Source organism: Allopusillimonas soli (genome assembly GCF_004153445.1).
Lineage (GTDB): Bacteria > Pseudomonadota > Gammaproteobacteria > Burkholderiales > Burkholderiaceae_B > Allopusillimonas > Allopusillimonas soli.
In genome coordinates, this window is record NZ_SDQC01000004.1 from 311,518 (window position 1) to 336,797 (window position 25,280).

General features: G+C 60.2%; 27 protein-coding genes. 18 read left to right on the forward strand and 9 right to left on the reverse strand.

What is annotated here, in order from left to right; translation table 11 throughout:
* Position 1 precedes the first annotated feature (1 nt).
* Positions 2-694, reverse strand: coding sequence for a GntR family transcriptional regulator (locus ERD78_RS14305; protein WP_129969992.1), 693 nt, complete (start codon positions 692-694; stop codon positions 2-4).
* Positions 695-827: 133 nt separating this feature from the next.
* Here ERD78_RS14305 and ERD78_RS14310 point away from each other — a divergent pair, with 133 nt between their 5' ends.
* The 11 genes from ERD78_RS14310 to ERD78_RS14360 all read left to right on the forward strand — a co-directional run bounded on the left by ERD78_RS14310 (position 828) and on the right by ERD78_RS14360 (position 12,639).
* Positions 828-1,949, forward strand: a complete 1,122-nt coding sequence (locus tag ERD78_RS14310) for a TauD/TfdA family dioxygenase (protein ID WP_129969993.1) — start codon at positions 828-830, stop codon at positions 1,947-1,949.
* On the forward strand, positions 1,946-2,935 hold the full coding sequence (locus tag ERD78_RS14315) for a Bug family tripartite tricarboxylate transporter substrate binding protein (RefSeq protein WP_129969994.1): 990 nt from the start codon (positions 1,946-1,948) through the stop codon (positions 2,933-2,935). Before ERD78_RS14310 ends, ERD78_RS14315 begins: the two co-directional genes overlap by 4 nt.
* A 14-nt stretch (positions 2,936-2,949) precedes the next feature.
* Positions 2,950-3,834, forward strand: a complete 885-nt coding sequence (locus ERD78_RS14320; protein WP_245152480.1) for an isocitrate lyase/PEP mutase family protein — start codon at positions 2,950-2,952, stop codon at positions 3,832-3,834.
* A complete protein-coding gene (leuC, locus tag ERD78_RS14325; RefSeq protein WP_129969995.1) occupies positions 3,831-5,255 on the forward strand; it encodes a 3-isopropylmalate dehydratase large subunit in 1,425 nt (474 codons plus the stop codon). Before ERD78_RS14320 ends, leuC begins: the two co-directional genes overlap by 4 nt.
* The gene (gene leuD / locus ERD78_RS14330; RefSeq protein ID WP_129969996.1) at positions 5,252-5,863 is read left to right on the forward strand and encodes a 3-isopropylmalate dehydratase small subunit; all 612 of its coding nucleotides are present in this window, start codon (positions 5,252-5,254) and stop codon (positions 5,861-5,863) included. Before leuC ends, leuD begins: the two co-directional genes overlap by 4 nt.
* A 241-nt stretch (positions 5,864-6,104) precedes the next feature.
* A complete protein-coding gene (locus ERD78_RS14335; RefSeq protein WP_245152490.1) occupies positions 6,105-7,637 on the forward strand; it encodes an ABC transporter substrate-binding protein in 1,533 nt (510 codons plus the stop codon).
* A 14-nt stretch (positions 7,638-7,651) separates the two neighbouring features.
* A complete protein-coding gene (locus tag ERD78_RS14340) occupies positions 7,652-8,623 on the forward strand; it encodes an ABC transporter permease (protein ID WP_129969998.1) in 972 nt (323 codons plus the stop codon).
* A 116-nt stretch (positions 8,624-8,739) separates the two neighbouring features.
* Entirely contained in the window at positions 8,740-9,651 is a 912-nt protein-coding gene (locus tag ERD78_RS14345) for an ABC transporter permease (RefSeq protein ID WP_129970144.1), read from the forward strand.
* A gap of 7 nt (positions 9,652-9,658) precedes the next feature.
* Positions 9,659-10,714, forward strand: a complete 1,056-nt coding sequence (locus ERD78_RS14350; protein WP_129969999.1) for an ABC transporter ATP-binding protein — start codon at positions 9,659-9,661, stop codon at positions 10,712-10,714.
* Complete coding sequence (locus ERD78_RS14355; RefSeq protein WP_129970000.1) at positions 10,711-11,748, forward strand: ABC transporter ATP-binding protein; 1,038 nt, start codon at positions 10,711-10,713, stop codon at positions 11,746-11,748. Before ERD78_RS14350 ends, ERD78_RS14355 begins: the two co-directional genes overlap by 4 nt.
* 30 nt (positions 11,749-11,778) lie before the next feature.
* Positions 11,779-12,639, forward strand: a complete 861-nt coding sequence (locus ERD78_RS14360) for an N-formylglutamate amidohydrolase (RefSeq protein ID WP_129970001.1) — start codon at positions 11,779-11,781, stop codon at positions 12,637-12,639.
* 13 nt (positions 12,640-12,652) lie between these two features.
* Here ERD78_RS14360 and ERD78_RS14365 read toward each other — a convergent pair whose 3' ends face one another.
* Positions 12,653-13,669, reverse strand: coding sequence for a C45 family autoproteolytic acyltransferase/hydrolase (locus ERD78_RS14365; protein WP_245152481.1), 1,017 nt, complete (start codon positions 13,667-13,669; stop codon positions 12,653-12,655).
* Positions 13,670-13,769: 100 nt separating this feature from the next.
* The gene (locus ERD78_RS14370) at positions 13,770-14,666 is read right to left on the reverse strand and encodes a MurR/RpiR family transcriptional regulator (RefSeq protein ID WP_129970003.1); all 897 of its coding nucleotides are present in this window, start codon (positions 14,664-14,666) and stop codon (positions 13,770-13,772) included.
* A gap of 125 nt (positions 14,667-14,791) precedes the next feature.
* Between ERD78_RS14370 and ERD78_RS14375 the strand changes: the two genes are divergently transcribed.
* The gene (locus ERD78_RS14375; protein ID WP_129970004.1) at positions 14,792-16,120 is read left to right on the forward strand and encodes an aspartate aminotransferase family protein; all 1,329 of its coding nucleotides are present in this window, start codon (positions 14,792-14,794) and stop codon (positions 16,118-16,120) included.
* Positions 16,121-16,135: 15 nt separating this feature from the next.
* The gene (locus ERD78_RS14380) at positions 16,136-16,663 is read left to right on the forward strand and encodes a carboxymuconolactone decarboxylase family protein (protein ID WP_129970005.1); all 528 of its coding nucleotides are present in this window, start codon (positions 16,136-16,138) and stop codon (positions 16,661-16,663) included.
* A gap of 81 nt (positions 16,664-16,744) precedes the next feature.
* Here ERD78_RS14380 and ERD78_RS14385 read toward each other — a convergent pair whose 3' ends face one another.
* Positions 16,745-17,284 carry a cob(I)yrinic acid a,c-diamide adenosyltransferase gene (locus tag ERD78_RS14385; protein WP_129970006.1) on the reverse strand — a complete coding sequence of 180 codons (540 nt, stop codon included), beginning with the start codon at positions 17,282-17,284 and terminating at the stop codon, positions 16,745-16,747.
* Positions 17,285-17,495: 211 nt separating this feature from the next.
* Between ERD78_RS14385 and ERD78_RS14390 the strand changes: the two genes are divergently transcribed.
* On the forward strand, positions 17,496-17,798 hold the full coding sequence (locus ERD78_RS14390; RefSeq protein WP_129970007.1) for a copper-binding protein: 303 nt from the start codon (positions 17,496-17,498) through the stop codon (positions 17,796-17,798).
* 54 nt (positions 17,799-17,852) lie between these two features.
* Here ERD78_RS14390 and hslU read toward each other — a convergent pair whose 3' ends face one another.
* The 5 genes from hslU to ERD78_RS14415 all read right to left on the reverse strand — a co-directional run bounded on the left by hslU (position 17,853) and on the right by ERD78_RS14415 (position 22,246).
* Positions 17,853-19,184, reverse strand: coding sequence for an ATP-dependent protease ATPase subunit HslU (gene hslU, locus ERD78_RS14395; protein ID WP_129970008.1), 1,332 nt, complete (start codon positions 19,182-19,184; stop codon positions 17,853-17,855).
* A gap of 60 nt (positions 19,185-19,244) precedes the next feature.
* A complete protein-coding gene (gene hslV / locus ERD78_RS14400) occupies positions 19,245-19,778 on the reverse strand; it encodes an ATP-dependent protease subunit HslV (RefSeq protein ID WP_129970009.1) in 534 nt (177 codons plus the stop codon).
* 112 nt (positions 19,779-19,890) lie between these two features.
* Positions 19,891-20,334, reverse strand: coding sequence for an RNA polymerase-binding protein DksA (dksA, locus tag ERD78_RS14405; RefSeq protein WP_129970010.1), 444 nt, complete (start codon positions 20,332-20,334; stop codon positions 19,891-19,893).
* A gap of 80 nt (positions 20,335-20,414) precedes the next feature.
* Positions 20,415-21,521, reverse strand: a complete 1,107-nt coding sequence (locus ERD78_RS14410) for a CobW family GTP-binding protein (RefSeq protein ID WP_129970011.1) — start codon at positions 21,519-21,521, stop codon at positions 20,415-20,417.
* Positions 21,522-21,754: 233 nt separating this feature from the next.
* Positions 21,755-22,246, reverse strand: a complete 492-nt coding sequence (locus tag ERD78_RS14415; RefSeq protein WP_129970145.1) for a Fur family transcriptional regulator — start codon at positions 22,244-22,246, stop codon at positions 21,755-21,757.
* Positions 22,247-22,390: 144 nt separating this feature from the next.
* Here ERD78_RS14415 and ERD78_RS19790 point away from each other — a divergent pair, with 144 nt between their 5' ends.
* From ERD78_RS19790 to ERD78_RS14430, 4 genes are read left to right on the forward strand one after another with little or no spacing between them, the layout of a single operon-like run.
* Entirely contained in the window at positions 22,391-22,543 is a 153-nt protein-coding gene (locus ERD78_RS19790; RefSeq protein ID WP_167668942.1) for a hypothetical protein, read from the forward strand.
* Positions 22,540-23,256 carry a metal ABC transporter ATP-binding protein gene (locus tag ERD78_RS14420; protein ID WP_129970012.1) on the forward strand — a complete coding sequence of 239 codons (717 nt, stop codon included), beginning with the start codon at positions 22,540-22,542 and terminating at the stop codon, positions 23,254-23,256. Before ERD78_RS19790 ends, ERD78_RS14420 begins: the two co-directional genes overlap by 4 nt.
* 47 nt (positions 23,257-23,303) lie before the next feature.
* Entirely contained in the window at positions 23,304-24,149 is an 846-nt protein-coding gene (locus ERD78_RS14425) for a metal ABC transporter permease (protein ID WP_129970146.1), read from the forward strand.
* Between the two features lie 40 nt (positions 24,150-24,189).
* Positions 24,190-25,215 carry a metal ABC transporter solute-binding protein, Zn/Mn family gene (locus ERD78_RS14430; protein WP_371734604.1) on the forward strand — a complete coding sequence of 342 codons (1,026 nt, stop codon included), beginning with the start codon at positions 24,190-24,192 and terminating at the stop codon, positions 25,213-25,215.
* The last annotated feature ends 65 nt before the right edge of the window (positions 25,216-25,280 follow it).

Genomic DNA, 25,280 nt, shown 5'->3' on the forward strand with positions numbered 1-25,280 from the left:
TTCACAATGACTGGGTTCGAAATATAGGCGAGCCCTCGAAAATTCTTTGGGCCGCATTCCGCAGATGCTGCCGCATGGCCATCTCCGCGGCATCCGGATCTGGCTGAATAACTGCCTCGTACACGGCATGATGTTCACGGCGTGACTCGTTTCTGTAGTCTTCATCCAGCGCCGCGCGCACCTGAAACCGAATGACCGGCAATTGCAGGCGTTTCATCAATAATGATAGCTGTGCGTTATCCGCATATTGGAGAATGAGGTCGTGAAATGCCCTGTTTTCCTCGCGGAAGACGATTGCAGGCTCACCCTCTTGTTCCGCAATGGCAGCATAGCCTCGGCTGAATTCGGCCTGCTGACCCGTTTTTCCGATTTGCTCGGCTGCGAGCCTCGCCGCGAGGCCTTCCACTGATTCACGTATCCGGAACAGATCGATCAACTCTTCGCGCGAAAACGCCTTGACGATGGCCCCGCGATTAGGCACCAGCTCTACCGTCCCTTCCATGCCGAGCCGCCGCAGCGCCTCGCGCAGCGGCCCTCGCGTCACTGAAAAGGCTTCCATAAGATCCGCTTCGATCAAACGCTGTCCGGGCGCAAATTGACCGCTCTGTATCGCTGTTCGCAGTCTTTCCAGCGTTATTTCGCTGGCATTGCCAGGACGCTTCCTGCGACGGTCTGAGGTGGGTAGGGTAGTCATGTGCCGCGCATTTTCTCTTACGGAGTCAAATATTCCAGAAGTGTAAACAAAATTGCATGCCTATTGAAATGTAATACAATTCAATTTACAGTTTTGACTATCAATAATGATGACAATGAACTAAGGATTGTCGATGAAAATAGCGGAGACCTGCGACGTTGTGGTTGATGCACCCAACAGTTGGCGGAGAATTGACGCTGAAAGCGATGACTCATGGGTGCAGAGGCTCACAGAGGAAGAGGTATCGGGTTTCGATATGGCGTTGATTCATGCCCGCGACGCGAATAAACCTATGTTGCATATGACGCCGGAGGATTTCCCTCTGCCCGAGGCCTCGGTTGCTGCATTGCAGCGAGCAATGAAAGCCACGCAGACGGGTTGGGGATTCTGTCTGATAAAGGGTTTTCCTGTCGACAGGTGGTCCGAAGAGGAAGCGCGCATCGCGTATTGGGGCATGGGTCTGCATATGGGTGTCGCCCGGCCGCAGAATAAAGCCAGCGAATTCCTGAATGACGTGCGTAACGCTGGCGGCTCGTACTTCGGCAAGGATGCGCGCGGTTACAACACAAATGCCTCCCTGGACTTCCACATCGACTTTGGCGATGTGGTGAGTCTGTTATGCCGCAGAACAGCCAAAGAGGGTGGTCGTAGTTTGATCGCGAGTTCGCGCGCCATTTACGATGAAGTGGCGCGTGCGCATTCGGCGTTGCTGCCTGCGCTTCATGAACCCATTTATTTCAGCTGGCAAGGGGCCATGGGTCATAACGACATGCCTTATTATGCCTGTCCAATCGCTGGATTCAAGAACGGCCACTTCGCTTTCCGCTTCAATCGAAAGAACGTCATGGCGGCACAGCGCGATTTCCCCGACGTGCCCCGCCTGACTGACAGGCAAAATGCCTTGATCGACGTTCTGGAGTCGCTATTTCGCGACCCGCGCTTTTGCTACGCGATGCAGTTGGACGAAGGCGATATGCAACTGCTGAACAACTACACCACGATCCATTCACGCACTGGCTTTCAGGACTATGACGAGCCTGATCGCAGGCGCCATCTGCTGCGCCTGTGGCTGGGGGTGCCGGGAGCACAGCCGTTGCCGGATGCATGGCGGGAACCCTACAAAAGCACGCGAGGCAACAGTGTGCGCGGTGGGCTGCGTGGCCAGGGCATAACAGATGAGTTTTTAAAGTTCGAAGCGCGTATGGCCAGCTACCACAAAATGAATAACCATTACTACGAGGAGACTCCACGATGAGACAAACAATACGGCGACTTGCGTTCCTGTGCTTGGCCATGGTCAGCCTGGGGGCAATAAGCATGCAATCCGCGCAGGCAGCCGCCACGGATAAATTTCCGATGCGGCCCATTACCATCGTGGTGCCATATAGCGCGGGCGGCGGCACGGATACGTTGGCCAGAAATCTCGCCCGTGTGTGGCAGGAACATTGGGGGCAGCCTGTTGTGGTTATAAACCGCACGGGTGCTGACGGAATCATCGGCAGTGAATATGTCAAGAATCAGCCCGCGGACGGCTATACCGTGCTGATTCAGGTCAATCAGGCCTTGTTTTATCCCTATACAGTACCGTCGGCCAATCTCGATATCCTGCGCGACTTCCAGATGGTATCCAAGTTGCAACAGAATGCCATGATATTCGGGGTGGCCAGCAACTCGCCAGACAAGACATTTGGTGATTTCATAGCGCGATGCAAGAAATCGTCGAACCCATGCTCGTTTGGCGCAGCGACACGGCATGGCGAAATCATGGCCCGCCAGATTGGAGATCTGACGGGGCTGAGCAACATGGTTGTTGCCAATTACAAAGGAACATCGCCGATGATGGTCGATGCGCTGGGCGGGCACATAAGCATGGGCATGCCCTCGCTCGTGGTGGCGCTGCCTCAAGTCAAGGGCGGCGAGTTTCGTGCCCTGGCGACGGGCGCAACGGCGCGTCTGCCCGAGTTGCCCGATGTTCCCACCTTGAAAGAAGAAGGTTTGAACATGAGTGCCATGACCTGGTATGGAATCATGGTGCGCAAGGGTACTCCTGAAAGTGTTGTGAACGCCTTGTCTGACGCGGTGCGATTGGCCTCGGACGACAAAAAGCTTCGCACATCGATGGAAACGGAAGGCGCCATACCTGTGTTCAGCAGCCCTGCGGATTTCGACGCGGATGTGCATGCCGAGGCAGCCGCGGTTCGCCCTCTGCTGGAAAAGTATTTGACCCCGGTTGGAAAATAATAGGATGTATCGACATGAAGCGAAGTTCTCAGTTGCGTGTGTTGCTGCAGCAGCCTGGCATGCACATTGCGCCTGGCGCATACGACGGGATTACGGCCCGTATCATTGAGCAGGCGGGATTTCCGCTGGTTTATATGACCGGAGCCGGAACATCGGCGTCGCTTGGCTACCCGGACTACGGCCTGATCACGATGACCGAAATGGTGGAGAATGCGGGTGTTCTCGCCAGGTCAGTTTCAATACCCTTAATATCGGATGCAGATACGGGTTATGGGAATGAGCTGAACGTAACCCGTGCGGTGCGTGAATTCGAATCGCGCGGCGTGGCTGGAATTCATATTGAAGACCAAGCCAGCCCCAAACGATGCGGTCACCTTGACGGCAAGGAAATCGAGCCTCTTGAACGCTACCTGAGCAAGATTCGCGCGGCTTGCGCAGCTCGCAGCGATCCTGATTTTGTAATCATTGCGCGAACGGATTGCCGTGCTTCAATGGGCTTCGAGGAAGCGGTGGTGCGTGCCAACGCGGCGCTGTCCGAGGGGGCGGATGTCGCTTTTATAGAGGCGCCACAGACGATGTCTGAGGTGGCAAGCATTCCAGAGCGGGTGGAAGGACCATGTCTTCTGAACATTGTGCAGGGAGGAAAAACGCCTGTCATAGATCTGAGAGACGCGGAGAAAATGGGATACAAACTTGCGATACTGCCGGGCGTGCTGCTGCGCGCGGCCGTGAAGGCATTTGATGCCGTGCTTGAATCGGTGAAGGCACAGCATCTTGTGCCTGACGAATTGAATCGCTCGTCGCCTCACCAGAGTTTCCAACGCTTTGGCGCGGACGAATGGGATGAAATCCGGGCGAGGTTTGCGGTCGGCGAGAAGCCGACGGTTCAGCAGCTATGAGCCAGCAAGCCACACGCGAGCGCATCCAGAAGAGGTCTCTATTTGACAAGATATGGGATCGTCACGTGGTCGCAAGGCGAAGCACTGGGCCGCAGCTGATTTACGTCGACCGCCATTTTCTGCACGATGGCTCATTCCACGCTTTCCGGCAGATGCGCGATCGTGGCTTGACGATCCGCCGTCCTGATCGGGTTTTTGCGGTGCCTGATCACTATGTTCCCACGCTCGGGCGTACGTTGGAGTACGCGGCGAACGCAGAAACCGCCAACATGATGGTCCGTTTTGATGAGAACATGCGCTGGGGCGGCATATCTCACTTTCCCTTGCAGGATACGCGCCAGGGTATTGTTCATGTGGTGTGCCCGGAGCAAGGGCTTAGCCTGCCCGGCATGATTATTGTCTGTACTGACAGCCATACATCCACACACGGCGCAATGGGTGCGATCGCATTCGGGATAGGTCAGTCAGAAAGTGTATTGGTCCTTAGCTCGCAGACCATTTGGCAGAACAAGCCACACACAATGCGGATACATGTTGATGGTATCCGGGGGCAACGGGTAAGTGCCAAAGACATTGTGTTGGCCGTCATTGCACAAATCGGTGCCGATGGGGCGGTGGGTTATGCCATCGAGTTCGATGGGCCGGTAATACGCGCCATGGAAATGGAGGAGCGCCTCACAGTATGCAACATGGCCATAGAGGCTGGGGCGCGATGTGGCATGATCTCGCCGGATGACATTACTTTTCAGTATCTCCATGGCCGGCCTTATGCGCCGACGGGCGCTGAATGGGACGAGGCGTTGCGAGAATGGCAAGGCCTGCCGAGCGATCCCGGCGCGGTATTCGATCGGGATATCAAGATAGACATTACAAATGGCGCACCCATGGTGACTTGGGGGACTAGTCCTGATACGGGTATCGCCATTGATGCGGTGATTCCCGATCCCGCGCTTGAACGTGACGAGTCTGTAAGATCCGCCATGGAGGCGGCTTTGGTATATATGGATCTGAAACCGGGCACACCAATGCTCGGTGTGCCCATTGATCGCGTCTTCATAGGGTCCTGTACAAACAGTCGGCTGTCCGACCTGCGGGAGGCGGCGAAGATGTTACGGGGGCGGCGTGCATGCGTTCCTGGTCTTGTTGTTCCAGGATCCGGTGAAGTTAAGCGGGCCGCGGAGCGCGAAGGACTGGACCGCGTGTTCAAGGAGGCCGGTCTGGAGTGGCGGGAGGCGGGCTGTTCGATGTGTGTGGCTATGAATGGGGATGCGGGAAGGCCCGGAGAGCGTATTGCATCCACGACAAACCGCAATTTTGTGGGCAGGCAGGGAAGCGGTGTTCGCACGCATTTGATGAGTCCCGTCATGGCAGCGGCTGCCGCGGTAACAGGAAAGCTTTGTGATGTGAGGCACATGCGATGACGCCCATCACATGTTTCGTTGGCCAGCCAGCGGCGCTAAGGGCGCGGGATGTTGATACTGACCAGATCATTCCGGCGAGATTCCTGAAGAAAGATCGTGGTCTCCCCGGCGGCTACGGCAACTACTTGTTTCATGATATTGCGTCACCCATTGCATTTGAGGGCGCCAATATTCTTGTTGCGGGGAAAAATTTCGGGTGTGGATCGTCGCGCGAGGGCGCGGTGTATGCATTGGCTGACCGCGGTTTTCGCGCACTCATCGCGCCGAGCTTTGGAGATATCTTCTACAACAATTGCCTGAAGAACGGCGTGCTTCCAATAAGACTTGATGCCTCTGTCGTTGAAGCCCTGCTTATGCAAATTGAGCAGGGTAGCCTGAAACGTATAGAAGTGGATCTGAACGGACAGTCTGTCCGTCCCCTGGGAAAGGGGCCAGAGGCTGCGCAGGGCTTTCAGATTGATCCGTTCTGGCGAGAGTGCCTCGTTACAGGAAAGGATGAAGTGGCATTGACCCTTTCGCATATCGCTGAGATTCGGGCGTTCGAATTGGCATATGAGCAGACACCGGCGGGACGTATGCACACCAGGCCACGCCGGGAAGGCGCATGACGAACTGCCCCGTTTTTGTGGCTATAAGGAAAGTGCAACAACGCATACCTCTTCCGGGAAAACACTGATCTTTTAATCCCCGTCCGGTCTGTACACTCGCTCCATGCTCCCGGCATGGAGCTTTTTTTTTCGAAGCAATATCCGTTATCCGACTCACATACCACTCATACACAAGAGGACGGCAATGACTTTGAAACTGACAGGCAGGGCGGCTCTGGCCTCGGCCCTCGCTGCGGTGTGCATGGCATCCGCAGGCTTTGTCCAGGCGCGCGACCTGACCATAGGCCTGCGCACGGAGCCCAGCTCCATGGACCCCCAATTCCACTCGCTCACACCCAACACGCAACTGTCTGAAACGCTGTTCGACCCCCTGGTGCGCACGGACAAGAACGCCAAGCCCGTGGCATGCCTGGCCGAGTCATGGACGGTGGACGGCAATGTGTGGACATTCAAGCTGCGTAAGGACGCGAAGTTCTCGGATGGCACGCCGCTGACCGCGGACGATGTGCTCTTTACCTACGATCGCGTGCCCAAGGTGCCAAACAGCCCGTCCTCCTACGCCCTGTACCTGAGCACAGTGGACAAGGTCGAGGCTGTCGATCCGCATACGGTGCGCATCACCACCAAGGGGCCCTCGCCGGTGCTGCTGGCCAACCTGTCGCTCGTGCCTATCATGTCCAAGAAGGCTGCATCAGGTCCCGCCCCGGAAGGCAAGACAACCACCGAGCTGAATCGTGGCGATGGCCTTGTGGGCTCGGGTCCCTACAAATTCGTATCATGGAAGCGGGGCGCTGAAATCGTGTTCGCCCGCAACGAGCATTACTGGGGCGAGAAACCCGATTGGGACAAGATCATCTACAGGCCCATCACCAATTCCGCCGCCCGTGTTGCGGCATTGCTGGCCGGCGATGTGGACGTGATCGAGGATCCTCCCACTGACGACCTGGCGCGGCTGAAGAGCGATGCCAATCTGCACATTCAGGAAACGCCCTCCGTGCGCGTCATCTATCTTGCCCTGAACCAGGGGGACGAGCCGCCTAAGGGCATGTCGGGTACCGATGGCAAGAACCCTCTTCAGGACAAGCGCGTGCGCGAGGCGCTGTCCCTGGCCATCGACCGCGACGCCATCGTCAAGCGCATCATGGATGGCGTGGGCCTGCCTGCCGGCAACCTCCTTCCTTATCCGGCCTTTGGCACATCCAAGGAACACGCGAAAGCTGAGCCGTCGGATGTTGAAAAGGCAAAGAAGCTTTTGGCGGATGCCGGCTATGCCAAGGGATTCACGCTGTCACTCGGATCACCCGATGGCCGCTATACCAACGACAAGCGCATTGCGCAGGCGGTTGCGGCCATGTGGGCGCGCATCGGCATCAAGGCCAATGTGGAGACCATGGCGCCATCGGTGTTCTTCAAGAAGCGCAATACCTACGAGTTCAGTACGTATCTTGCGGGGTGGTCGGCTTCCTCGGGCGAGATGATCAATCCCCTCAAGTCGCTGGTGGTGACCAAGGATCCCGAGGCGGGGCTGGGCACGACAAACTGGAGCAAGTACAGCAATCCGGATATGGACAAGCTGGTGCTGGAGGCATCGCAGACATTGGATGACGACAAGCGCTCCGAACTGCTCCAGAAGGCTAGCGGATTGGTCATGGACGACTACGGCATCCTGCCCCTGCAGTTCGAGCTGTCCGTGTGGGCAATGAAGAAAGACCTGCGCTATGAGGGCCGTGCTGATCAAATGACACTGGCCCAGGACATCACGCTCGCCAAGTGACGGAGCAATAAAGCGTGTTGTCGACCATCATACGGCGCCTGCTGCAGACCCTGGTGGTGGTGCTGGTGATGTCGGCGCTGGTCTTTGCAGGGCTGTATGTCATCGGCGATCCCGTGCTGATGCTGGCCAGCCCGGAGGCCACCGCGGCCGAGCGCGAGGCGATACGCCAGGCGCTCGGCCTGAATCTGCCCTTATGGCATCAGTATGCGATCTTTCTGGGCAAGGCCATACATCTGGATTTTGGACACAGCTTCCTGAATGGCGAGCCCGCCATGCAGCTTATCCTGGAACGCATGCCTGCCACGCTTGAACTGGCCACACTGGCCATGTTCATTTCGGTGGTGGTGGGCGTGCCGCTGGGCGTCTATGCGGGGCTCAAGCCACGCAGCGCCAGCGCGCGCGGCATTATGACCGGGTCTTTGCTGGGATTCTCGCTGCCCAATTTCTGGGTGGGGCTGATGTTCATCATGCTGTTTGCGGTCATGCTGGGGTGGCTGCCCGCGGGCGGGCGAGGACCGGTGGAGAGCTTTGGCCCCATCCAGCTCAGCGTTTTCAATTGGGAGGGATTCAAGAGCCTGTTGCTGCCCGCCTGTACGATCGCAACCTCCAAATGCGCACTGATCATACGCGTTACGCGCGCAGCCACGCGCGAATGTCTGCCGCAAGACTACATCAAGTTCGCCCGCGCCAAGGGCGTGCGCGAGAAACGCATACTTGGCGTGCATCTGCTCAAGAACATCATGATTCCCATCGTTACGATAGGCGGACTGGAGTACGGCCAGGTGTTTGCCTTTGCGGTGGTCACCGAAACCATATTCTCGTGGCCGGGCATGGGCAAGCTGCTCATCGATTCCATCATCACGCTCGACAGGCCGGTGGTGGTTGCCTACCTGATGTTGACGGTTGTATTCCTGGCGACGCTGAATCTTGTGGTGGATGTGGCCTACACAATACTCGATCCACGCGTCAGACTGGAGGCGGCATGAGGGCAAGGCAAGCACTATGGCCTCGACGAGGGCCGAGGGCGCCCGCGGCCACGGCGGCGCCAAGTGCGGGTGCGAGCACGGCCAGCGGTCTTGAGGGCGGGGCGCCGCCCGGCGGCATGCCGCCTGACACGGACGATCTGCCGCTGCCGGCGCATGCCAGCCTGTGGCGCGTCTTCGTGGCCCAGTTCCGCAGTAGCAAGCTGGCAATGTGCGGGCTTGTGGTGCTGCTGATTTTTCTCGGTCTTGCCATTTTTGCGCCATGGATCGCACCGCAGAATCCGTTCGACCTTGCCTCGCTCGACATATTTGATTCCAAGCTGCCGCCGGGCAGCGCCAATATGGATGGCAGCATGACCTACTGGCTGGGAACTGACGGCCAGTCGCGCGATGTTCTGTCCGCCATTCTCTATGGCCTGCGCATCAGTCTCTTTGTCGGCTTTGTGTCAGTGTCCTCCGCCTTTCTCATCGGCACGGCAGTCGGCTTGACGGGTGCCTACTTCGGCAGGCGCGTGGATGCGGTCTTGATGCGTATTGTCGACATTCAATTGTCCTTCCCCTCCATTCTTGTGGCGCTGGTGCTGTTGGCCATGTTGGGCAAGGGTGTGGACAAGGTGATCTACGCCCTGATCGCAGTGCAATGGGCCTACTTTGCCCGCGCGGCGCGCGGCGCCGCCATTGTTGAGCGCAATCGCGAGTACGTTGAGGCGGCGCGCAGCATGGCCCTTCCTTGGCATCGCATACTCTGGCGACATGTCTTTCCGAACTGTGTGCCGCCCTTGATGGTGATTGCCACCATAGATCTGGCTCATGCCATTGCGCTGGAAGCCACGTTGTCCTTCCTGGGTGTCGGCGTGCCGGTCACCGAACCCTCGCTGGGCATGCTGATATCAAACGGCTTCGAGTTTCTTTTGTCGGGGAGCTACTGGATCACATTCTTTCCGGGCCTCGCGCTGGCGATTGTGGTCATCGCCATCAACCTGGTGGGCGACCATCTGCGCGACATTCTCAATCCTCGCAACGAGATCTAGGCGTCGCATGCAAACCATCAACGACCTCCGCAGCACGCAGACCGACGCCTCGGTAGCGCAGCCGGACGTTGCGCCTGGATCATCCCGGGAATCCGCAGACTTGCTGCTTGATATTCAAGGCCTGCGCACCGGCTTTCATACGCGCGAGGGTGTGGTCAAGGCGGTCGATGGCGTATCGCTGCAGTTGCGCCATGGCGAGATTCTGGGCCTGGTCGGCGAATCGGGCTCGGGCAAGAGCATCACGGGCTTCTCCCTGATGCGGCTGGTGGATCCGCCAGGGCGTATCGAGGCCGATCGCATGCATTTCGATGGACGGGATCTGCTGTCGATGTCGCCCGAGGAATGTCGTCATATGCGTGGGCGCGACATGGCCATGATTTTCCAGGATCCCATGATGACGCTCAATCCGACGCTGCGGGTGGATACGCAGATGATCGAGGCGCTCCAGGCCCACGAGCGTATTTCCTCGAAAGCGGCGCGGCAGCGATGTGTCGAGGTGCTGGAGAAGGTGGGCATTCCCTCTCCGGCGGAGCGACTGCTCGTCTATCCGCATCACCTGTCCGGCGGCATGCGTCAGCGCATCGCAATAGCCATTGCGCTGCTCAATGCGCCGCGCCTCATTATCGCCGATGAGCCCACGACGGCACTCGATGTCACGATACAGGGCCAGATTCTGTATGAGGTGCAGAAGCTGTGCCGTGAAACCGGCACGGCATTGATATGGATCACGCACGATCTTGCCGTGGTGTCTGGCCTTGCGGACCGGCTGGCGGTCATGTATGCAGGGCGCATCGTGGAAACGGGGCTTACCGAAGACATCATTGCGCGCGCGCAGCACCCGTACACCCACGGCCTTATTGCTTCGATTCCATCAATCGAGACCCGTGGCGCCGAACTCTTCCAGATACCGGGCTCGACGCCTTCGCTGCTGAATCTTCCACCGGGATGCCCATTTCAGGCGCGCTGCTACCGTGCCGACGGTGCTTGCGTGGAAGATCCGCCCATGGAGGACGTGGCGCCCGGACATGCCGCGCGCTGCTGGCACAGAGGAGTTCAGGCATGACGGGGCCGCCCATCCTGAGCCTGCGGGCGTTGCGACGTGATTACGTGCAGCCAGCCGATCTGATTGCGCGCATAGGGCGCATGCTCAAGCGTGCGGGGCCACCGCCCGTGGTGCAGGCTGTGGCGGAGGTCGACCTGGATATCGCCGAAGGCGAAGTGGTGGGCATCGTGGGCGAGTCGGGCTGCGGCAAGTCGACACTGGGGCGCATGCTGTCAGGCATTCTGCCGCCAACCGGCGGGGAGATTCTGTACAAGGGGCAGCCTGTTGCCGGCCTGGACGCCTCATCCCGGCATCGCTATGCGCTGGATGTTCAGATGATTTTCCAGGATCCGTTCTCCTCGCTGAATCCACGCATGCGGGTGGTGGACATTATTGGCGAGGCGCCGGTCGTCCATGGCCTCGTGCCACGCGCGCGCAAGGAAGCCTATGTTGCGGGGCTGATGCGAAAAGTGGGCCTGGATCCGGCCTATCGGTTTCGTTATTCGCATCAGTTTTCAGGCGGCCAGCGCCAGCGCATCGGCGTGGCGCGCGCACTGGCGCTGAACCCGACGGTTATCGTCTGCGATGAGGCGGTGGCCGCACTGGATGTGTCCATACAGGCCCAGGTATTGAATCTTTTCATGCGGTTGCGCAAGGAGCTTGGCCTTACCTATTTCTTCATCAGCCACAATCTGGGCGTGGTAAGCCACATCTCGGATCGCGTGGCCATCATGTACCTGGGGCGCATAGTCGAAATTGCGGATACGGACACCATATTTTCCCGTGCACATCACCCGTACACCCAGGCGTTGCTCGCGGAGCTGCCGTCGCTGCGCACAGACCGGCGCAGCTTTGTACCCATACGTGGCGAACTGCCCTCGCCACTGGATCCGCCCTCGGGATGTCCCTTTCATCCGAGATGTCCCCACGTCATGCCACGCTGCAAGACGCAGCGCCCTGAACTGCGCATACGGCCGGGCGGGGAACAGCGCTTGCTACCCGAGGGGCAGGCGGGCGAGCAGCCTGCGCACATGAGCGCCTGCCATTTGCCTTGATGATCGAAAGACGTTACGGAGACATTAGCAATGAGATTTGCAGATTCGGATTTCGACCCCTACACATTGAGCCTGCCCACCGCCTCCCCCATACCGCTGGTGTGTGATTCGCCTCACAGCGGCACGACCTATCCCGCTGACTTTCAGCCCGCCTTGGCGGTGCACATACTGCGCACCGGAGAAGACACTTATGTCGACGAGCTGTGGCAGTCCATACCCAGCGTGGGCGGCACGCTGCTCGCGGCAAACTTTCCGCGCAGTTATATCGATCCGAACCGCGAGCCGGATGATATCGACCCGAACCTGCTCGCCGAGCCGTGGACCACTGCCCTGCACCCGAGCGAGAAGACCAGGCTGGGCCATGGATTGATCTGGGCGAGCGCCAGGAACCAGCCCATCTATGATCGCAAGCTCTGGGTGGGCGAGGTGGAGAACCGGATCGGCACTTACTACCAGCCCTACCACGATGCGCTGCGCAAACATGTGGATGGGGCGCATGCGCGGCATGGCGTGGTATGGCACCTCAACCTGCATTCCATGCCATCGGACTCCTACGAGATACTGGGCATGGACGTGGACAGGCCGCTGGCCGACTTTGTCCTGGGGGACAGGGATGGCGTAACGTGCGATCCGTCGCTGGTGGGCATCATCGAGGACTTTCTGGTGGACAGGGGCTATACGGTGGCTCGCAATGATCCCTTCAAAGGCGTGGCGCTGATCGCCCGGATAGGCCGCCCCGAGGAGAACCGGCATAGCCTGCAGATCGAAATAAACCGGGCGCTGTATATGGATGAAGCGTCATTCGAGAAGATATCCAACTTCGAGAATGTACAGCGCGACCTGTCCGAACTGTCGGTGCGAATCGCCGATTTCGTGCGTTCCGTCGCCTAGTGCAAGGGCCGCCTCAGGCGGGCTGGGCGTCGATCAGGCTGTACAGCGGCGCGGTGCCGGGTCTGCCGTATACCTGCCAACGGACGTGATCTTCGCCCACATGCATGTCCGCGGTGGCGAGCGTGTTTTCGTCGTCGGGGTCGTTGTCCGCATCGCGGTAGATGGGCAGCAAAGGGTCTGACTGATCGGCCAAAATGGCCAATGGATTGATATCGCGGCTCTGGAGCATGGTGTCGCCGCGCTGCTGGCGATGCCGGGATGAGTCGGTGATGATCTGCGGCCGTTCGCGCATGTCGGCATGGATGGCGTGATTGGCATGCAGGGCGGGCTGCTGCAGCAGACGCACGGAGACCGCGCGCGCATCGAATTCGATGCTGAGCAGATCCATGCGGCCCCGTTGGGCCAGCGTCAGGTGAAAGCCGCCTGAGCGCGGTGTTTCCCGCAATAGGGCAAGGGCGGCGTCGAGGCTGTCCAGATCCAGCAGGGCGCGCGTGAGCACCATGCGCGGCATCCCGGCGGCGATTTGTTGCGCGCGCAAGTTGTTGACCGTCATGGCCAGGCCATGGGCGTTGACCGCAAACGTATGCCCCGGAAGAGAGCCAGGATAGACAAAGGACGCAAAGCGCGGGCCATTGACGGGCGCGAACAGGCCCAGGCCGCAGTGTCCGCGAAACCCGGGGTCGCCGTCTTCGTTGTGCGCGATGCGAGGCCCATTTGCCGACGGTATCTGCACAGTGGTGCAGCCATCGGGGGCAAGTGCCAGGAGATCGCCCCGGCAGTTCCACAGGAAGACGTCTTCGGTATCCAGTTGCAGGCCCTGGGCCAGGCCTTCGATTTCCTCGTTGATGGCCGGAAACTGTCGTTGCACCAGTGTGCGCATGCGATGGGCTGTTTCGGAGCCACGCCATTTGACGATGCGCTTCCAGGCGGATGATTCGATCAGGTGCCTGTGTACGGCGGTTGCGCCGAATACGCCAAGTTGCTTGCCCATTTCGAAGGGGGTACCCGAGGGCTGCAGTAATGAGAGCATGGACATGCCTGCCATAGAAAATAAACGGGTCCGCAGTCGCGCGGATGCCTATTTTGCACCATAACAGGCTCAATAACGAAATCTGCGCGATGTGGAGGCGCTACTTTGGCTCCAGATAGGCGCCCGCGTCCCGAAGCTGCTGCTCAGTGCGCTGAATCTGGTCTATGGCCTTGCGGCCGGCCATGGTTAGCACCTGTTCGACGAGGATCTCCACCAGCGCCATGGCCGCTGTGGTGGAAGGAAAGAAAGACGGCGTCTCGGTGGGAAAGACCAGCACGCAGTCCGCCTTGAGGGCGATCGGCGCCACAACGCTGTCGCAGATGGCGATAAGGCGGCAGCCCGCCTTGCGCGCCGCCTGCGTCACACGCTGCCCTTCCTGCGAATAAGGTGCGAAACCCACAATGACAACCGCGTCGTCCCGCTTTATGGACCGCAGCTCCATTTCCAGCAACCCTGCGTCTCCGCGCAACAGCGTTACCGTGGGGCGAAACAGGCGATACAGATATTGAAGCGCATAGGCGGGCGAGAACGATGCACGAAAACCAGCCACATGGACATGTGCGGCCTCGGCGAGCAGTTTGGCGGCCAGCGGCAGGCGATCCGCGTTCAGATGCGCCAGCAGTTTCATGTTCTCCGCCAGCGTGGCTGCCGATTCGTTCAGCGTGTCGCGTCCCCCGCCGCTGACCACGCGCCGGGCCTGGTCGGCATAGCGTTTGGGCGCGCGCCGCAGCGACTGCACGAAGATGTTTTTCAAGTCTTCCCAGCCGCCGAAGCCCAGCGAGTGGGCCAGGCGCACCATGGTTGCCGGCTGCACGCCCGCCTGGGCGGCAATCCGGCGCATGGACGCCACGGGAATGTCCGCCGGGAAGTCCATCAGGTAGCGCGCGCCCACCTGAAACTGTGGTGGCATGCCCGAAAAGTCACGCTGTATGCGGCGAGTCAGCGCGTCAAGGCTGGTGGGAGGGGATTCCTTGGGCTTATTCATCGCTGGATTCATGGGCCGGTTTCCGTGGCGTTGCCGCCCCATTCCGTCCGGGAAGCGCTGCCGGCAGTTGATTTATTTGTTGATGCGTATATGATAAACGAAACGTTTGTTGAGCACTTCGGGGCCGATACATCATCATGACACACATATTTCACCGAAATCCCAGACAACAGCTGGATTTTGCCGTTCGAGGCGAAGGCATACGGCTCTTCGACCAGCACGGCAAGGCCTATATCGATGCGTCTGGCGGGGCTGCCGTCTCGTGTCTGGGGCATGGACATCCGGATATCATCGAGGCCATCAAGCGGCAACTCGACCAGATCGCCTATGCGCATTCGTCTTTTTTTACCACACAGGCCGCGGAGGAGTTGGCTGATTTCCTGCAGCAGCGCGCCCCCGGCGATCTGAACCACGTGTATTTTGTATCGGGCGGCTCGGAGGCGGTCGAAGCGTCGCTGAAACTGGCGCGCCAGTATTTCGTCGAGGCCGGACAGCCCGAGCGCAGCCTATTTATAGCGCGGCGCCAGAGCTATCACGGCAATACGCTGGGGGCGCTGGCCATTGGCGGCAATGCCTGGCGGCGCGAGAAATTCCTGCCGCTGCTGGTGCCCGCACACCATGTTTCTCCTTGCTATCCCTATCGCGATCAACAGGCCGGGGAGACAGCGGAGCACTACGCGCAGAGGCTGGCCGACGAGCTGGACGCCAAGATCCGCGAACTCGGGCCCGAAAAGGTTGCGGCGTTCTTGGCCGAAACCGTGGTGGGCGCCACGGCAGGCGCCCTGGCGCCGGTTGGCGGCTATCTGCAGCGCATACGCGAGGTCTGCGACCGCCACGGCGTACTGCTCATTCTGGACGAAGTCATGTCCGGCATGGGCCGCACCGGCCATCTTTTTGCATGCGAAGAGGATGGCGTCGCGCCGGATATCATTGCCATAGCCAAGGGGCTGGGCGCGGGCTATCAACCTATTGGCGCGATGATTGCAAGCAGCCGCATCTACGACACGATTGTGGCCGGCAGCGGCTTTTTCCAGCACGGGCACACCTATATGGGTCACGCCACCGCCTGCGCTGCATCGCTGGCCGTGCAGCGTGTCATCGAGCGCGATCAGTTGCTCGACAATGTATTGGCCCGTGGGGAGCAGCTACGCGGCGAGCTGCGCCAGGCCTTGGCCGCGCATCCCAATGTGGGCGATGTCCGGGGTCGCGGGCTGTTTGTCGGTGTGGAGTTCGTCAAGGACAAGGAAAGCAAGGAGGTCCTGGACCCCGCCTTGCAAGTGCATGTCAAGCTTAAGAAGCAGGGCATGGCCAATGGCCTGATGATGTACCCTATGGGGGGAACAATCGATGGCGTGCATGGCAATCATGCCCTGCTTGCGCCGCCTTTCATATCCACGCCCGAGGACATCAGTGAAATCGTGGCGCGGTTCAGCGACGCGGTACGCCAGACCATACCCATTGCCTGAATGGAGCTCCGATAGATGGCCAGAATACCTTATGCAGACTTGAGCGACCCTGAAGCGGGCCCCCTGGTATCCAGGATAGTCGCCGAGCGCGGTGCGGTGCTGCATCTGTATCAGATGTTGCTGCAAAGCCCGCCGGTTGCCAGCGGCTGGCTCAATCACCTGACAGGCATCCGGCAAAAGACGACGCTGTCCGGCGCCTTGCGTGAAATGATCATCATGCGTGTCGCGGTGCTTAACGGCGCGCCCTATGAAGCGGATCAGCATGCGCCGATTGCGCTCAGGGAAGGCATGACGCAGGCGCAGCTGGATGCGCTGGACAATTGGCAGGCATCAGACTTATTTGATGACACTGAGCGCGCGGTGCTGGCCTACACGGACGCCATGACACGCGACGTGCAGGTGAAGGACGAGATATTCGAGGCCATCCGGGCGCGATTCGAGCCACGGCAGATCGTCGAAGTGACCGCCACCATCGCGACATACAACATGGTGTCCCGCTTCCTGGAGGCGCTGCAGATTCATTCGCACGACGAGCGCGGCTGACGGCATCCGCCGCCGCTGGACCGCAGCCTCCGTCGCCGGCAGAGGACATGCCGCCTTTCGGCACTGAGCAGGCGTGCTGACTCAGCGTTGCCAGAATACGTCCGCACGGCCCGCTGCGCGATTGAGTGCGCGAGCCAGCACGAAGCACAGGTCCGAGAGGCGGTTCAGGTATTGCCTGACCGGCGCACGCACTGCTTCGTTGCGTGACAGGGCCACCACAGAGCGCTCGGCGCGGCGGCAAATCGTGCGCGCCATATGGGCGAGTGCGGCAGCCCGCGTACCGCCGGGCAGGATGAACTCCTCGAGCTTGCCCAGCGTCGCGTTGTAGTGCGCCAGCATTTCATCCAGATACAGTACATGCGATGTCTGCACGGCCTCGTGCCCCGGGATGCACAGCTCGCCTCCCAAATCGAACAGATGGTGCTGGATGCGGTCCAGGACGGCATCGATATCGTCGGGCAAGCCTTCCGTCCGCAACAATCCCACTGCGCTGTTGAGCTCGTCGATATCGCCCAATGCGGTGATGCGGGCCGTATCCTTGTCGATGCGGCTGCCGTCGCCCAATCCTGTGGTGCCCTGGTCTCCGGTTCGCGTGGCTATGATGGAAAGGCGGGTCTTCAAAGTGGTGGCTCCTGAAAGCGGTTCTCGCGCGGGTGCTGGATTGCCGATGCGCGAAACCCCGGGGCAGTGTCCGGGAAAGGGAAAAGCATTGAACGTCCGCGCGTTAAGGCAAAAATGCGGGCTGTAGCCGTCTGTAATGCATTTCTTGCCCCTGCTGCGACGCGAGCCTGCAATCGGCGTTATGCTGGATGTACAAGCAAGGAGTTATTGTATGTCCATGGATAACCGACACAGTCTGCAGATTCTTGCGGCCGCTCTGGCCGTGACATCGTTTTATTCCGTGCAGGCGGTGGCGCAGGAAGCCAGCGCTTCGGGCGAAGTCAGGCGGGTGGATGCCAAGGCAGGTAAAGTCACCATCAAGCATGGCGCCATTTCCGATCTGGATCTGCCCGCCATGACACTGGTATATCGATGCGACCCCGCCCTGCTGGCCGGCATCAAGCCTGGCGATAAGGTCAAGTTCAAGGCCAAGCGCGAGAATGGCCAGTATGTGGTGACCGAGATATCAAAATAAAAAGGGGCGCATAGCCGTGCGCTATGCGCCCCTGCGTCATCAGACGTGGCGATGCTACAGGACGTACCGGGCCAGGTCCTGGCTGCCGGCGGCTTCCTCGAGCTTGTCATCCACGTAGGCAGCGTCGATGGTAACGGTTTGCCCGCTGCTGGCGGTCGCTTCGAAGGAAAGATCTTCGAGCAGTTTCTCCATGACCGTGTACAAGCGCCGCGCGCCGATGTTTTCGGTGCGCTCGTTGACTTCGAATGCCAGCTCTGCCAGGCGGTGAATGCCGTCCTGGGTAAAGTCGAGCTTGACGTCTTCCGTCGCGAGCAGCGCGGTGTACTGCTTGGTGAGCGATGCGTCTGTGTCGCACAGAATGCGCACGAAGTCGTTGGCGCTCAGAGAATCGAGTTCGACGCGAATGGGAAAGCGGCCCTGCAGCTCGGGGATGAGATCGGAAGGCCGGGACAGGTGAAAAGCCCCCGACGCAATGAACAGGATATGGTCTGTCTTGACCATGCCGTATTTGGTATTGACCGTGGTGCCCTCGACCAGGGGCAGCAGGTCGCGCTGTACACCCTGGCGCGACACGTCGCCGCCGCCATGTTCCTGGCGTGTGGCGATTTTGTCTATCTCGTCCAGGAAGACGATGCCGTTCTGCTCTGCGTTGGAGACCGCCGTGGTGCGCAGGTCTTCCTCGTTGATGCGCCGGCCCGCTTCTTCTTCGACCAACAGTTTGAAGGCTTCCTTGACCGTCATTTTCTTGGCCTTTTTCTTGTCCTGCCCCAGGCCTGCGAACATGCCGCGTAGCTGTTCGGTCATTTCCTCCATGCCCGGAGGCGCCATGATCTCCATGTGGGGAGCGGCTTGCGCCACTTCGATTTCGATCTGCATGTCGTCGATCTTGCCCTCGCGCAGGCGCTTGCGGAAGACCTGACGCGCGTTGTTGTCTTCACGGTCGGGTTCGCCGCGCGCATCGCGTGCGGGAGGCACAAGGACATCGAGTATGCGGTCTTCCGCCGCGTCTTCGGCCTGTGTGCGAACCCGGCGCATCTCGACATCTCGCGTCTGTTTGACGGAGATCTCGACCAGATCACGGATGATGGTGTCGACGTCGCGGCCAACATAGCCCACCTCGGTGAACTTGGTTGCCTCGATCTTGATGAAGGGTGCATTGGCCAGCTTGGCCAGGCGGCGGGCGATCTCCGTCTTGCCGACGCCGGTCGGGCCGATCATGAGGATATTCTTGGGAACGATTTCGTTGCGCAGCGGCTCGGGCACCTGCTGGCGGCGCCAGCGGTTGCGCAAGGCCACGGCGACAGAGCGCTTTGCGCGGTCCTGGCCGACAATATTCTTGTCGAGTTCGGAGACGATTTCTCCGGGAGTCATGGTGGTAGCGGACATAATTGGATCAGGTCGGATGCCGTTGAAGCTATTCGGACGCTAGGCAGCCCCTTGTGGGGCCTAGAGCGTTTCGATGATGTGGTTCTGGTTGGTGTAGATGCACAGATCGCCGGCGATCTCCAGGGATTTCTTGACGATCTCGGCCGGGGACATGTCGGTGTTCTGCAGCAAGGCGAGGGCGGCTGACTGTGCATATGCGCCCCCCGAGCCTATGGCTGCCAACCCGTGTTCGGGCTCAAGTACATCGCCGTTGCCGGTAAGAACCAGTGTGTGTTCCTTGTCGGCCACGATGAGCATCGCTTCGAGGCGGCGCAGCATGCGGTCTGTGCGCCAGTCTTTGGTGAGCTCGACGGCGGCGCGCATGAGATTGCCCTGATGTTTCTCGAGCTTGGCCTCGAAGCGTTCCTGGAGCGTGAAGGCGTCGGCGGTGGCTCCTGCGAAACCGGCCAGGACCTTGTCGTGATAGAGGCGCCGCAGCTTGCGGGCGGTGCCCTTGATGACAATGTTGCCCAGTGTGACCTGCCCGTCGCCGCCAAGCGCGACATCGTCGCCCCGGCGCACGCAAACGATAGTGGTGGCGTGAAATTGTTGCATATATCTTCCTTATGAATAAGGCATATGGGGGCGCCATGCCATTATTCAAGAGGAAGATCCCAGCCTGCTTTGGCGCCGCCGCGCCGGGAACCGGGGCGGCGGCAGGAGGGGGTCAGTCTCCGTACAGCTTCTGGCGCATTTCCCGCCGCTCCTGGGCTTCGAGCGAAAGGGTGGCTGTGGGCCGGGCCAACAGCCGGGCGATGCCGATCGGTTCTCCGGTTTCCTCGCACCATCCATACTCGCCGGAGTCGATTCGGGTGATGGACTGCTGGACCTTCTTGAGCAGTTTGCGTTCGCGGTCGCGCGTGCGCAATTCGAGAGCGTGTTCTTCCTCGATGGTGGCGCGGTCGGCCGGATCCGGCACGAACTGGGTTTCGCGTAGATTTTCGGTTGTTGCGTCCGCGTTGTTCAGGATTTCCTGCTCAAGTTCCTTGAGGCGGTTGCGGAAGAACGCCAGTTGCGCTGCGTTCATGTAATCCGACTCGGGCATTGCCAACAACTGTTTTTCAGTAAGCAAGGTGCCCTGATTCTTGGAGGCTGCTGATTTGCTTGCCATGATTGTGTCCTTTTGTTTTCGTGTTGGTACGTGGAACCGGTATATTGCGGTTCACCCTCCTTAGGGTGTGCGGTTCGTAATCAGACCAAGCATTGTTCCAGGCCCTTCGTGAAGATTTCCTGGGGAAGTTTACGGCCAATGAAGACCATTCTGGTATTAGGCTTTTCACTGGATAGCCACGGCTTTCCCGGCTCTGCGCCCATCATCATGTGCACGCCCTGAAACAGCATGCGGCGGTTGATGCCCTTTAGGTAGAGTATGCCCTTGTAGCGCAGCAGGTCGGGTCCGTAGACCTGGACGATACCGCCGAGAAATTCCTCGAGACGCTCGGGATCGAAGGCCTTGTTCGAGCGGAATACGAATGCGCCGATCTCGTCGTCGTGATGCGCATGGTGGTGATCGTGATGGTGGTGGCCGCAGGCCGGACCGCAATCACCCTCGTGGTCATGATCATGATCATGGTCGTGGCCATGGTCATGGTCGTGATGGTGGTCGTGCGCGGCGTCCGGATGCTCTTCGGCCAGGAACTCGGGGTCGATGTCCAGGATGGTGTTCAGGTTGAAACCGCTGACATCCAGCAGCGACGGAATGTCGGCCTCGCCAAAATTGACCGGCGTGATCGAGGCGCGCGGATTGATGTGCAACAGCCGGGAGCGCAGCGCCTGATAGTCAGCCTCGTTCACGAGGTCTTTCTTGGAAACCAGAATGCGATCCGCGAACCCGACCTGTTTCTGGGACTCTTCCTGCTTATCCAGGGTTTCCATGCCATGCTTGGCGTCCACAATGGTAATGACGGCGTCAAGCCGGTAGTATGCGGCGATGTCGTCGTCCATGAAGAACGTCTGGCAAACGGGCCCGGGATTGGCCATGCCTGTGGTTTCGATGATGATACGCTCGAAATTGAGCTGGCCGGCCTCGCGCTTTATGCGCAGGTCGTTCAGCGTGCGCATGAGATCGCCGCGAATGGTGCAGCAGACGCAGCCATTGCTGAGCTCGACGATTTCCTCATCGCTGTCCTGCACAAGCAGATCGTTGTCGATACTCTCGGGTCCGAACTCGTTTTCTATGACCGCGATGCGCCGCCCGTGATACTCCGACAGGATGCGCTTGAGCAGGGTTGTTTTTCCGGCTCCCAGGAAGCCGGTGAGAATGGTAACCGGAACCATGGATTCTGGTGCGGTTTGCATAACATGCCTCGCAAGCGCAGTGAATACGCATGCCGCCTGTGCAGCACGGCGGCGATACACATTTGTACCGCGCAAAAAAACTCAACATACGATTACATCACAGCATCCCGATTAGGGCAAATGTGACGGCCAGGCGTGTGCAAAACGCCCGGTTTGGGACGCTCTTCATGAAGCAACGGCGGGGTTTGCCGTCGCGCAGGCCTATTTTTGGCCCGCCAAGGGCGGCCTGGACTTTAATGGGTGTGGCATTCCGCCTGTGGCGCTGTCTTGCGGCAGTCCGCGCACAGGGCGCGCAACTCGGTTTCGTGGCCGGTGAGCGCGAAGCCGGCGGCGGCCACTTTCTGGGCCAGGCGGCGGTTCAGGGCGGGATCGCTGAGTTCGGCAACGGCACCGCACTGGGTGCAGACGACAAGCAGGTCGTGCGGCTGCCCGGCCGCATCGAGACAGGCCGTCCAGGCATTGATGGCGTCCAGCCTGTGCACCAGGCCTTCCTCGACGAGGAAATCGAGCGCCCTGTAGACGGTGGGCGGCGCGGCGCCCGGCTGTACATCCCGGATGAGGGTCAGCAGCTCGTAGGCCTTGACGCTTCGACCCTGCGCGAGCAGGATCTCCAGCACCTTGCGGCGTATGGGCGTGAGCCGCTTGCCGCGCTCGGTGCAGAGCGATTCCGCAGTGCGTAGCTGCTTGGCCAGATTGGCGGCGGGGCGTGGTCGGGTTTCGGGCATGGCAAAACAGTATGCATCGGGCGATGCCGACAGTGTAGTGCGGGAATGCAATAGTGGCATGCCCTGCAGAAAAATCAAGGATGTTATAACATAACACCTCTGTTGGCGCCTTCGCGCCGCTGTTTCGTTTTTTTCCGGATATTCATGTTTCGCAACCAGGCATCCGCGGCGCGCGGCGCGCGGCGCTACCAGGGTTCCGCCCTGCTTGCTTCCAGCATTAGCCGCGTCACGCGGGTTGCGCTGGCCGTCGCGGGCCTGTGGCTGCTCACGGCCTGGGCGTTGGGCTGGCTCTCATGACCGAAGCCGTCATCGAACTCGATCAGGTATCCATAAGCTGGCGCGAGCGCCTGGCGGTGCGCGACATCAGCGGCGCCTTTGTGCGCGGCACGCTTACAGCCATTGTCGGCCCCAATGGGGCGGGCAAGTCCACGCTGGTCAAGGCCATCATGGGCCTGGTCAGCCCGGTGCGGGGCCGCATCCGCATCGCGGGAGGGCAAGGCGCCCACATGGCCTGCCTGCCGCAAATTGTCGAGATCGACCGCAGCTTTCCCGTCACGGTCTATGATCTGGTTGCCATGGGCGCTTGGGGCCGTGTCGGCGCTTGGCGGGCATTCGACCGCCTCGAACACGACCGCATCGAAGCTGCGCTCGAACTCGTGGGCATGGCTGACTTCAGCCGCCGCATCATCGGCACGCTGTCTGGCGGTCAGCTCCAGCGGGCGCTGTTTGCGCGGCTCATGCTCCACGAAGCCGACACCCTGCTGCTCGACGAGCCTTTCGCCGCCGTCGACCGTGCCACCACCGACGATCTCATGGCGCTTATTCACGACTGGCACGACGAAGGCCGTACGGTCATCGCCGTGCTCCACGACCTTGATCTCGTCCGGACGCACTTTCCGCAGACGCTGGTCATGGCGGGCCAGGCCGTGGCGTGGTGCGAGACTGCACAGGCCCTTACGCCCGAGAATCTGCACCTTGCGCGGCATATTTGCGCGGGAGACTACCTGTGAGCTGGCTGTTCGATCTGCTTGCAAGCCCATTCATCGATTACGGCTTCATGCGTCGCGCGCTGGCTGGCGCGCTGGCGCTGGCCTTTGCCGCAGGCCCGCTGGGTGTCTTCCTGGTGTTGCGGCGCATGAGTCTCATGGGCGACGCAATGGCTCACGCCATTCTGCCGGGGGTAGCGGCGGGCTTCCTGGTTGCGGGGCTGTCGCTGGGCGCCATGACGGTGGGTGGCCTGATCACAGGGCTGGTGGTGGCCCTGCTTGCCGGCGCCGTTGCGCGACTCACGCCACAGCGCGAAGATGCCAGCTTTGCTGCGTTCTACCTGGTTTCGCTGGGCCTGGGCGTGTTGCTTGTATCGCTGCGTGGGTCCAATATGGATTTGCTGCATGTGCTGTTCGGCACGGTGCTGGGTCTGGACAATGCGGCCCTGTTGCTGGTTACCAGCTCGTCCAGCATCACGCTGCTCTGCTTGGCAGCCATATTTCGTCCGCTGGTGCTCGAATGCGTCGATCCCCAGTATCTTCGCAGCCGGGGCGCGGCCGGCGCAGCCATACATATGGCTTTTCTGGTGCTCATGGTGCTAACCATGGTGGCCGGGTTCCAGGTACTGGGCACACTGATGGTTGTGGGCATCATGATGCTGCCAGCGACTGCGGCCCGGTTCTGGGCGGGTACGGCGGGCAGGCAGATGATGCTGTCTTCCGTCATAGGCTCGCTCGCTTCCTATCTTGGGTTGCTGGTTTCCTTCCATGCGAATGTTCCCGCGTCACCGGCCATTATTCTGGTGGCCGGTGTATTTTATTTTCTGTCTGTTTGTCTTGGGCCGTACGGCGGATTGGTGCAGGCGGCGCGCAAGGCGCGCGATCGGCGCGAGCGTCTCGGTCGCATTCAGGGGTGACGCTATGCGTAAATCAGGCTTTCCCACCAGTATTTCAATCGTGCGGCGCAGGGTGCTGGCCGCTGGCGCGATGGCGGTGTTGTGCGCATTGGGCCTGGCCGGCCATGCTTCGCAAGCGCTGGCCGCCCAGGCGGCCAGCGAAAAGATCAAGGTCGTGGCGACATTCTCCATTCTTGCCGACATGGCGCGCGAGGTTGGCGGCGGACACGTCGACGTTGCCGCCATTGTGGGTCCCAATAGCGATGCCCATGCCTTTGAGCCCACACCCGCCGATGTGCGGGAGCTCGCCCAGGCCAGGGTGCTCGTGCTGAACGGGCTCGATTTCGAGGGTTGGCTGCCACGCCTTCTGGCTTCATCGGGCTTCAAGGGGCTTCAGGTGCTTGCCTCCGACGGCGTGCATGTGCGGCGCCTTGATGCAGACAATGTGGCGGGCGAGGCCAATGCCGACGATCACGATCATGATCACGCGGGCGAGCATGGACACGGCGAGGCACATGATCACGGCGGGCACCATCACGAGCATGCCGCCGGTGACGTTGATCCGCACGCCTGGCAGGATCTGACCAATGGCGCCATCTATGCGCGCAACATTGCCGAGGGCCTGGCCGCGGCCGACCCGCGCAATGCCTATTACTATCGTCAACGGGCTGAGATGTACATCCAGAAGATGGGCAAGCTGGATGCGGAGATCAAGTCGTCGCTCAAGGACATTCCGCCGCAGCGGCGCGTCGTCATCACTTCCCACGATGCCTTCGGCTATTTTTCCGACGCCTACGGCATACGGTTCATTTCGGTTGCGGGCTTTTCCAGCGCGGCCGAGCCGAGCGCAGCCGATGTTGCTCGCATCATCGATCGCTGCCGGCGCGAACACGTGGCCGCCATTTTTATCGAGAACATGGCCAATACCAAGGTTGTGCAGCAGATAGCGCGGGAAACGGGCGTACCCACGGGCGGCACGCTGTATTCCGACGCCCTGGCGCCTCCGGGCGAGCCCGCTTCCACCTATCTCGGCATGTTTTCATGGAACGCGGGACGCCTCATACGCGTACTCAAGCCCGCGCCCTGATATACGAATCCGCCTGCGCATCGCGAGCCGTGGCATGGGGCGCGGCCGGGCTGGGCTACTCCCGC

Coding starts and splice junctions, on each gene's coding strand:
- ERD78_RS14305 (WP_129969992.1), bottom strand. CDS start 694: ATGACTACCCTACCCACCTCAGACCGTCGCAGGAAGCGTCCTGGCAAT.
- ERD78_RS14365 (WP_245152481.1), bottom strand. CDS start 13,669: ATGCTCTCATTACTGCAGCCCTCGGGTACCCCCTTCGAAATGGGCAAG.
- ERD78_RS14355 (WP_129970000.1), top strand. CDS start 10,711: ATGACGGGGCCGCCCATCCTGAGCCTGCGGGCGTTGCGACGTGATTAC.
- leuC (WP_129969995.1), top strand. CDS start 3,831: ATGAGCCAGCAAGCCACACGCGAGCGCATCCAGAAGAGGTCTCTATTT.
- dksA (WP_129970010.1), bottom strand. CDS start 20,334: ATGGCAAGCAAATCAGCAGCCTCCAAGAATCAGGGCACCTTGCTTACT.
- ERD78_RS14370 (WP_129970003.1), bottom strand. CDS start 14,666: ATGAATCCAGCGATGAATAAGCCCAAGGAATCCCCTCCCACCAGCCTT.
- ERD78_RS14390 (WP_129970007.1), top strand. CDS start 17,496: ATGTCCATGGATAACCGACACAGTCTGCAGATTCTTGCGGCCGCTCTG.
- hslU (WP_129970008.1), bottom strand. CDS start 19,184: ATGTCCGCTACCACCATGACTCCCGGAGAAATCGTCTCCGAACTCGAC.
- ERD78_RS14380 (WP_129970005.1), top strand. CDS start 16,136: ATGGCCAGAATACCTTATGCAGACTTGAGCGACCCTGAAGCGGGCCCC.
- ERD78_RS14315 (WP_129969994.1), top strand. CDS start 1,946: ATGAGACAAACAATACGGCGACTTGCGTTCCTGTGCTTGGCCATGGTC.
- ERD78_RS14415 (WP_129970145.1), bottom strand. CDS start 22,246: ATGCCCGAAACCCGACCACGCCCCGCCGCCAATCTGGCCAAGCAGCTA.
- hslV (WP_129970009.1), bottom strand. CDS start 19,778: ATGCAACAATTTCACGCCACCACTATCGTTTGCGTGCGCCGGGGCGAC.
- ERD78_RS14410 (WP_129970011.1), bottom strand. CDS start 21,521: ATGCAAACCGCACCAGAATCCATGGTTCCGGTTACCATTCTCACCGGC.
- ERD78_RS14425 (WP_129970146.1), top strand. CDS start 23,304: ATGCGTCGCGCGCTGGCTGGCGCGCTGGCGCTGGCCTTTGCCGCAGGC.
- ERD78_RS14335 (WP_245152490.1), top strand. CDS start 6,105: ATGGCATCCGCAGGCTTTGTCCAGGCGCGCGACCTGACCATAGGCCTG.
- ERD78_RS14345 (WP_129970144.1), top strand. CDS start 8,740: ATGCCGCCTGACACGGACGATCTGCCGCTGCCGGCGCATGCCAGCCTG.
- ERD78_RS14310 (WP_129969993.1), top strand. CDS start 828: ATGAAAATAGCGGAGACCTGCGACGTTGTGGTTGATGCACCCAACAGT.
- ERD78_RS19790 (WP_167668942.1), top strand. CDS start 22,391: ATGTTTCGCAACCAGGCATCCGCGGCGCGCGGCGCGCGGCGCTACCAG.
- ERD78_RS14375 (WP_129970004.1), top strand. CDS start 14,792: ATGACACACATATTTCACCGAAATCCCAGACAACAGCTGGATTTTGCC.
- ERD78_RS14420 (WP_129970012.1), top strand. CDS start 22,540: ATGACCGAAGCCGTCATCGAACTCGATCAGGTATCCATAAGCTGGCGC.
- ERD78_RS14350 (WP_129969999.1), top strand. CDS start 9,659: ATGCAAACCATCAACGACCTCCGCAGCACGCAGACCGACGCCTCGGTA.
- leuD (WP_129969996.1), top strand. CDS start 5,252: ATGACGCCCATCACATGTTTCGTTGGCCAGCCAGCGGCGCTAAGGGCG.
- ERD78_RS14320 (WP_245152480.1), top strand. CDS start 2,950: ATGAAGCGAAGTTCTCAGTTGCGTGTGTTGCTGCAGCAGCCTGGCATG.
- ERD78_RS14360 (WP_129970001.1), top strand. CDS start 11,779: ATGAGATTTGCAGATTCGGATTTCGACCCCTACACATTGAGCCTGCCC.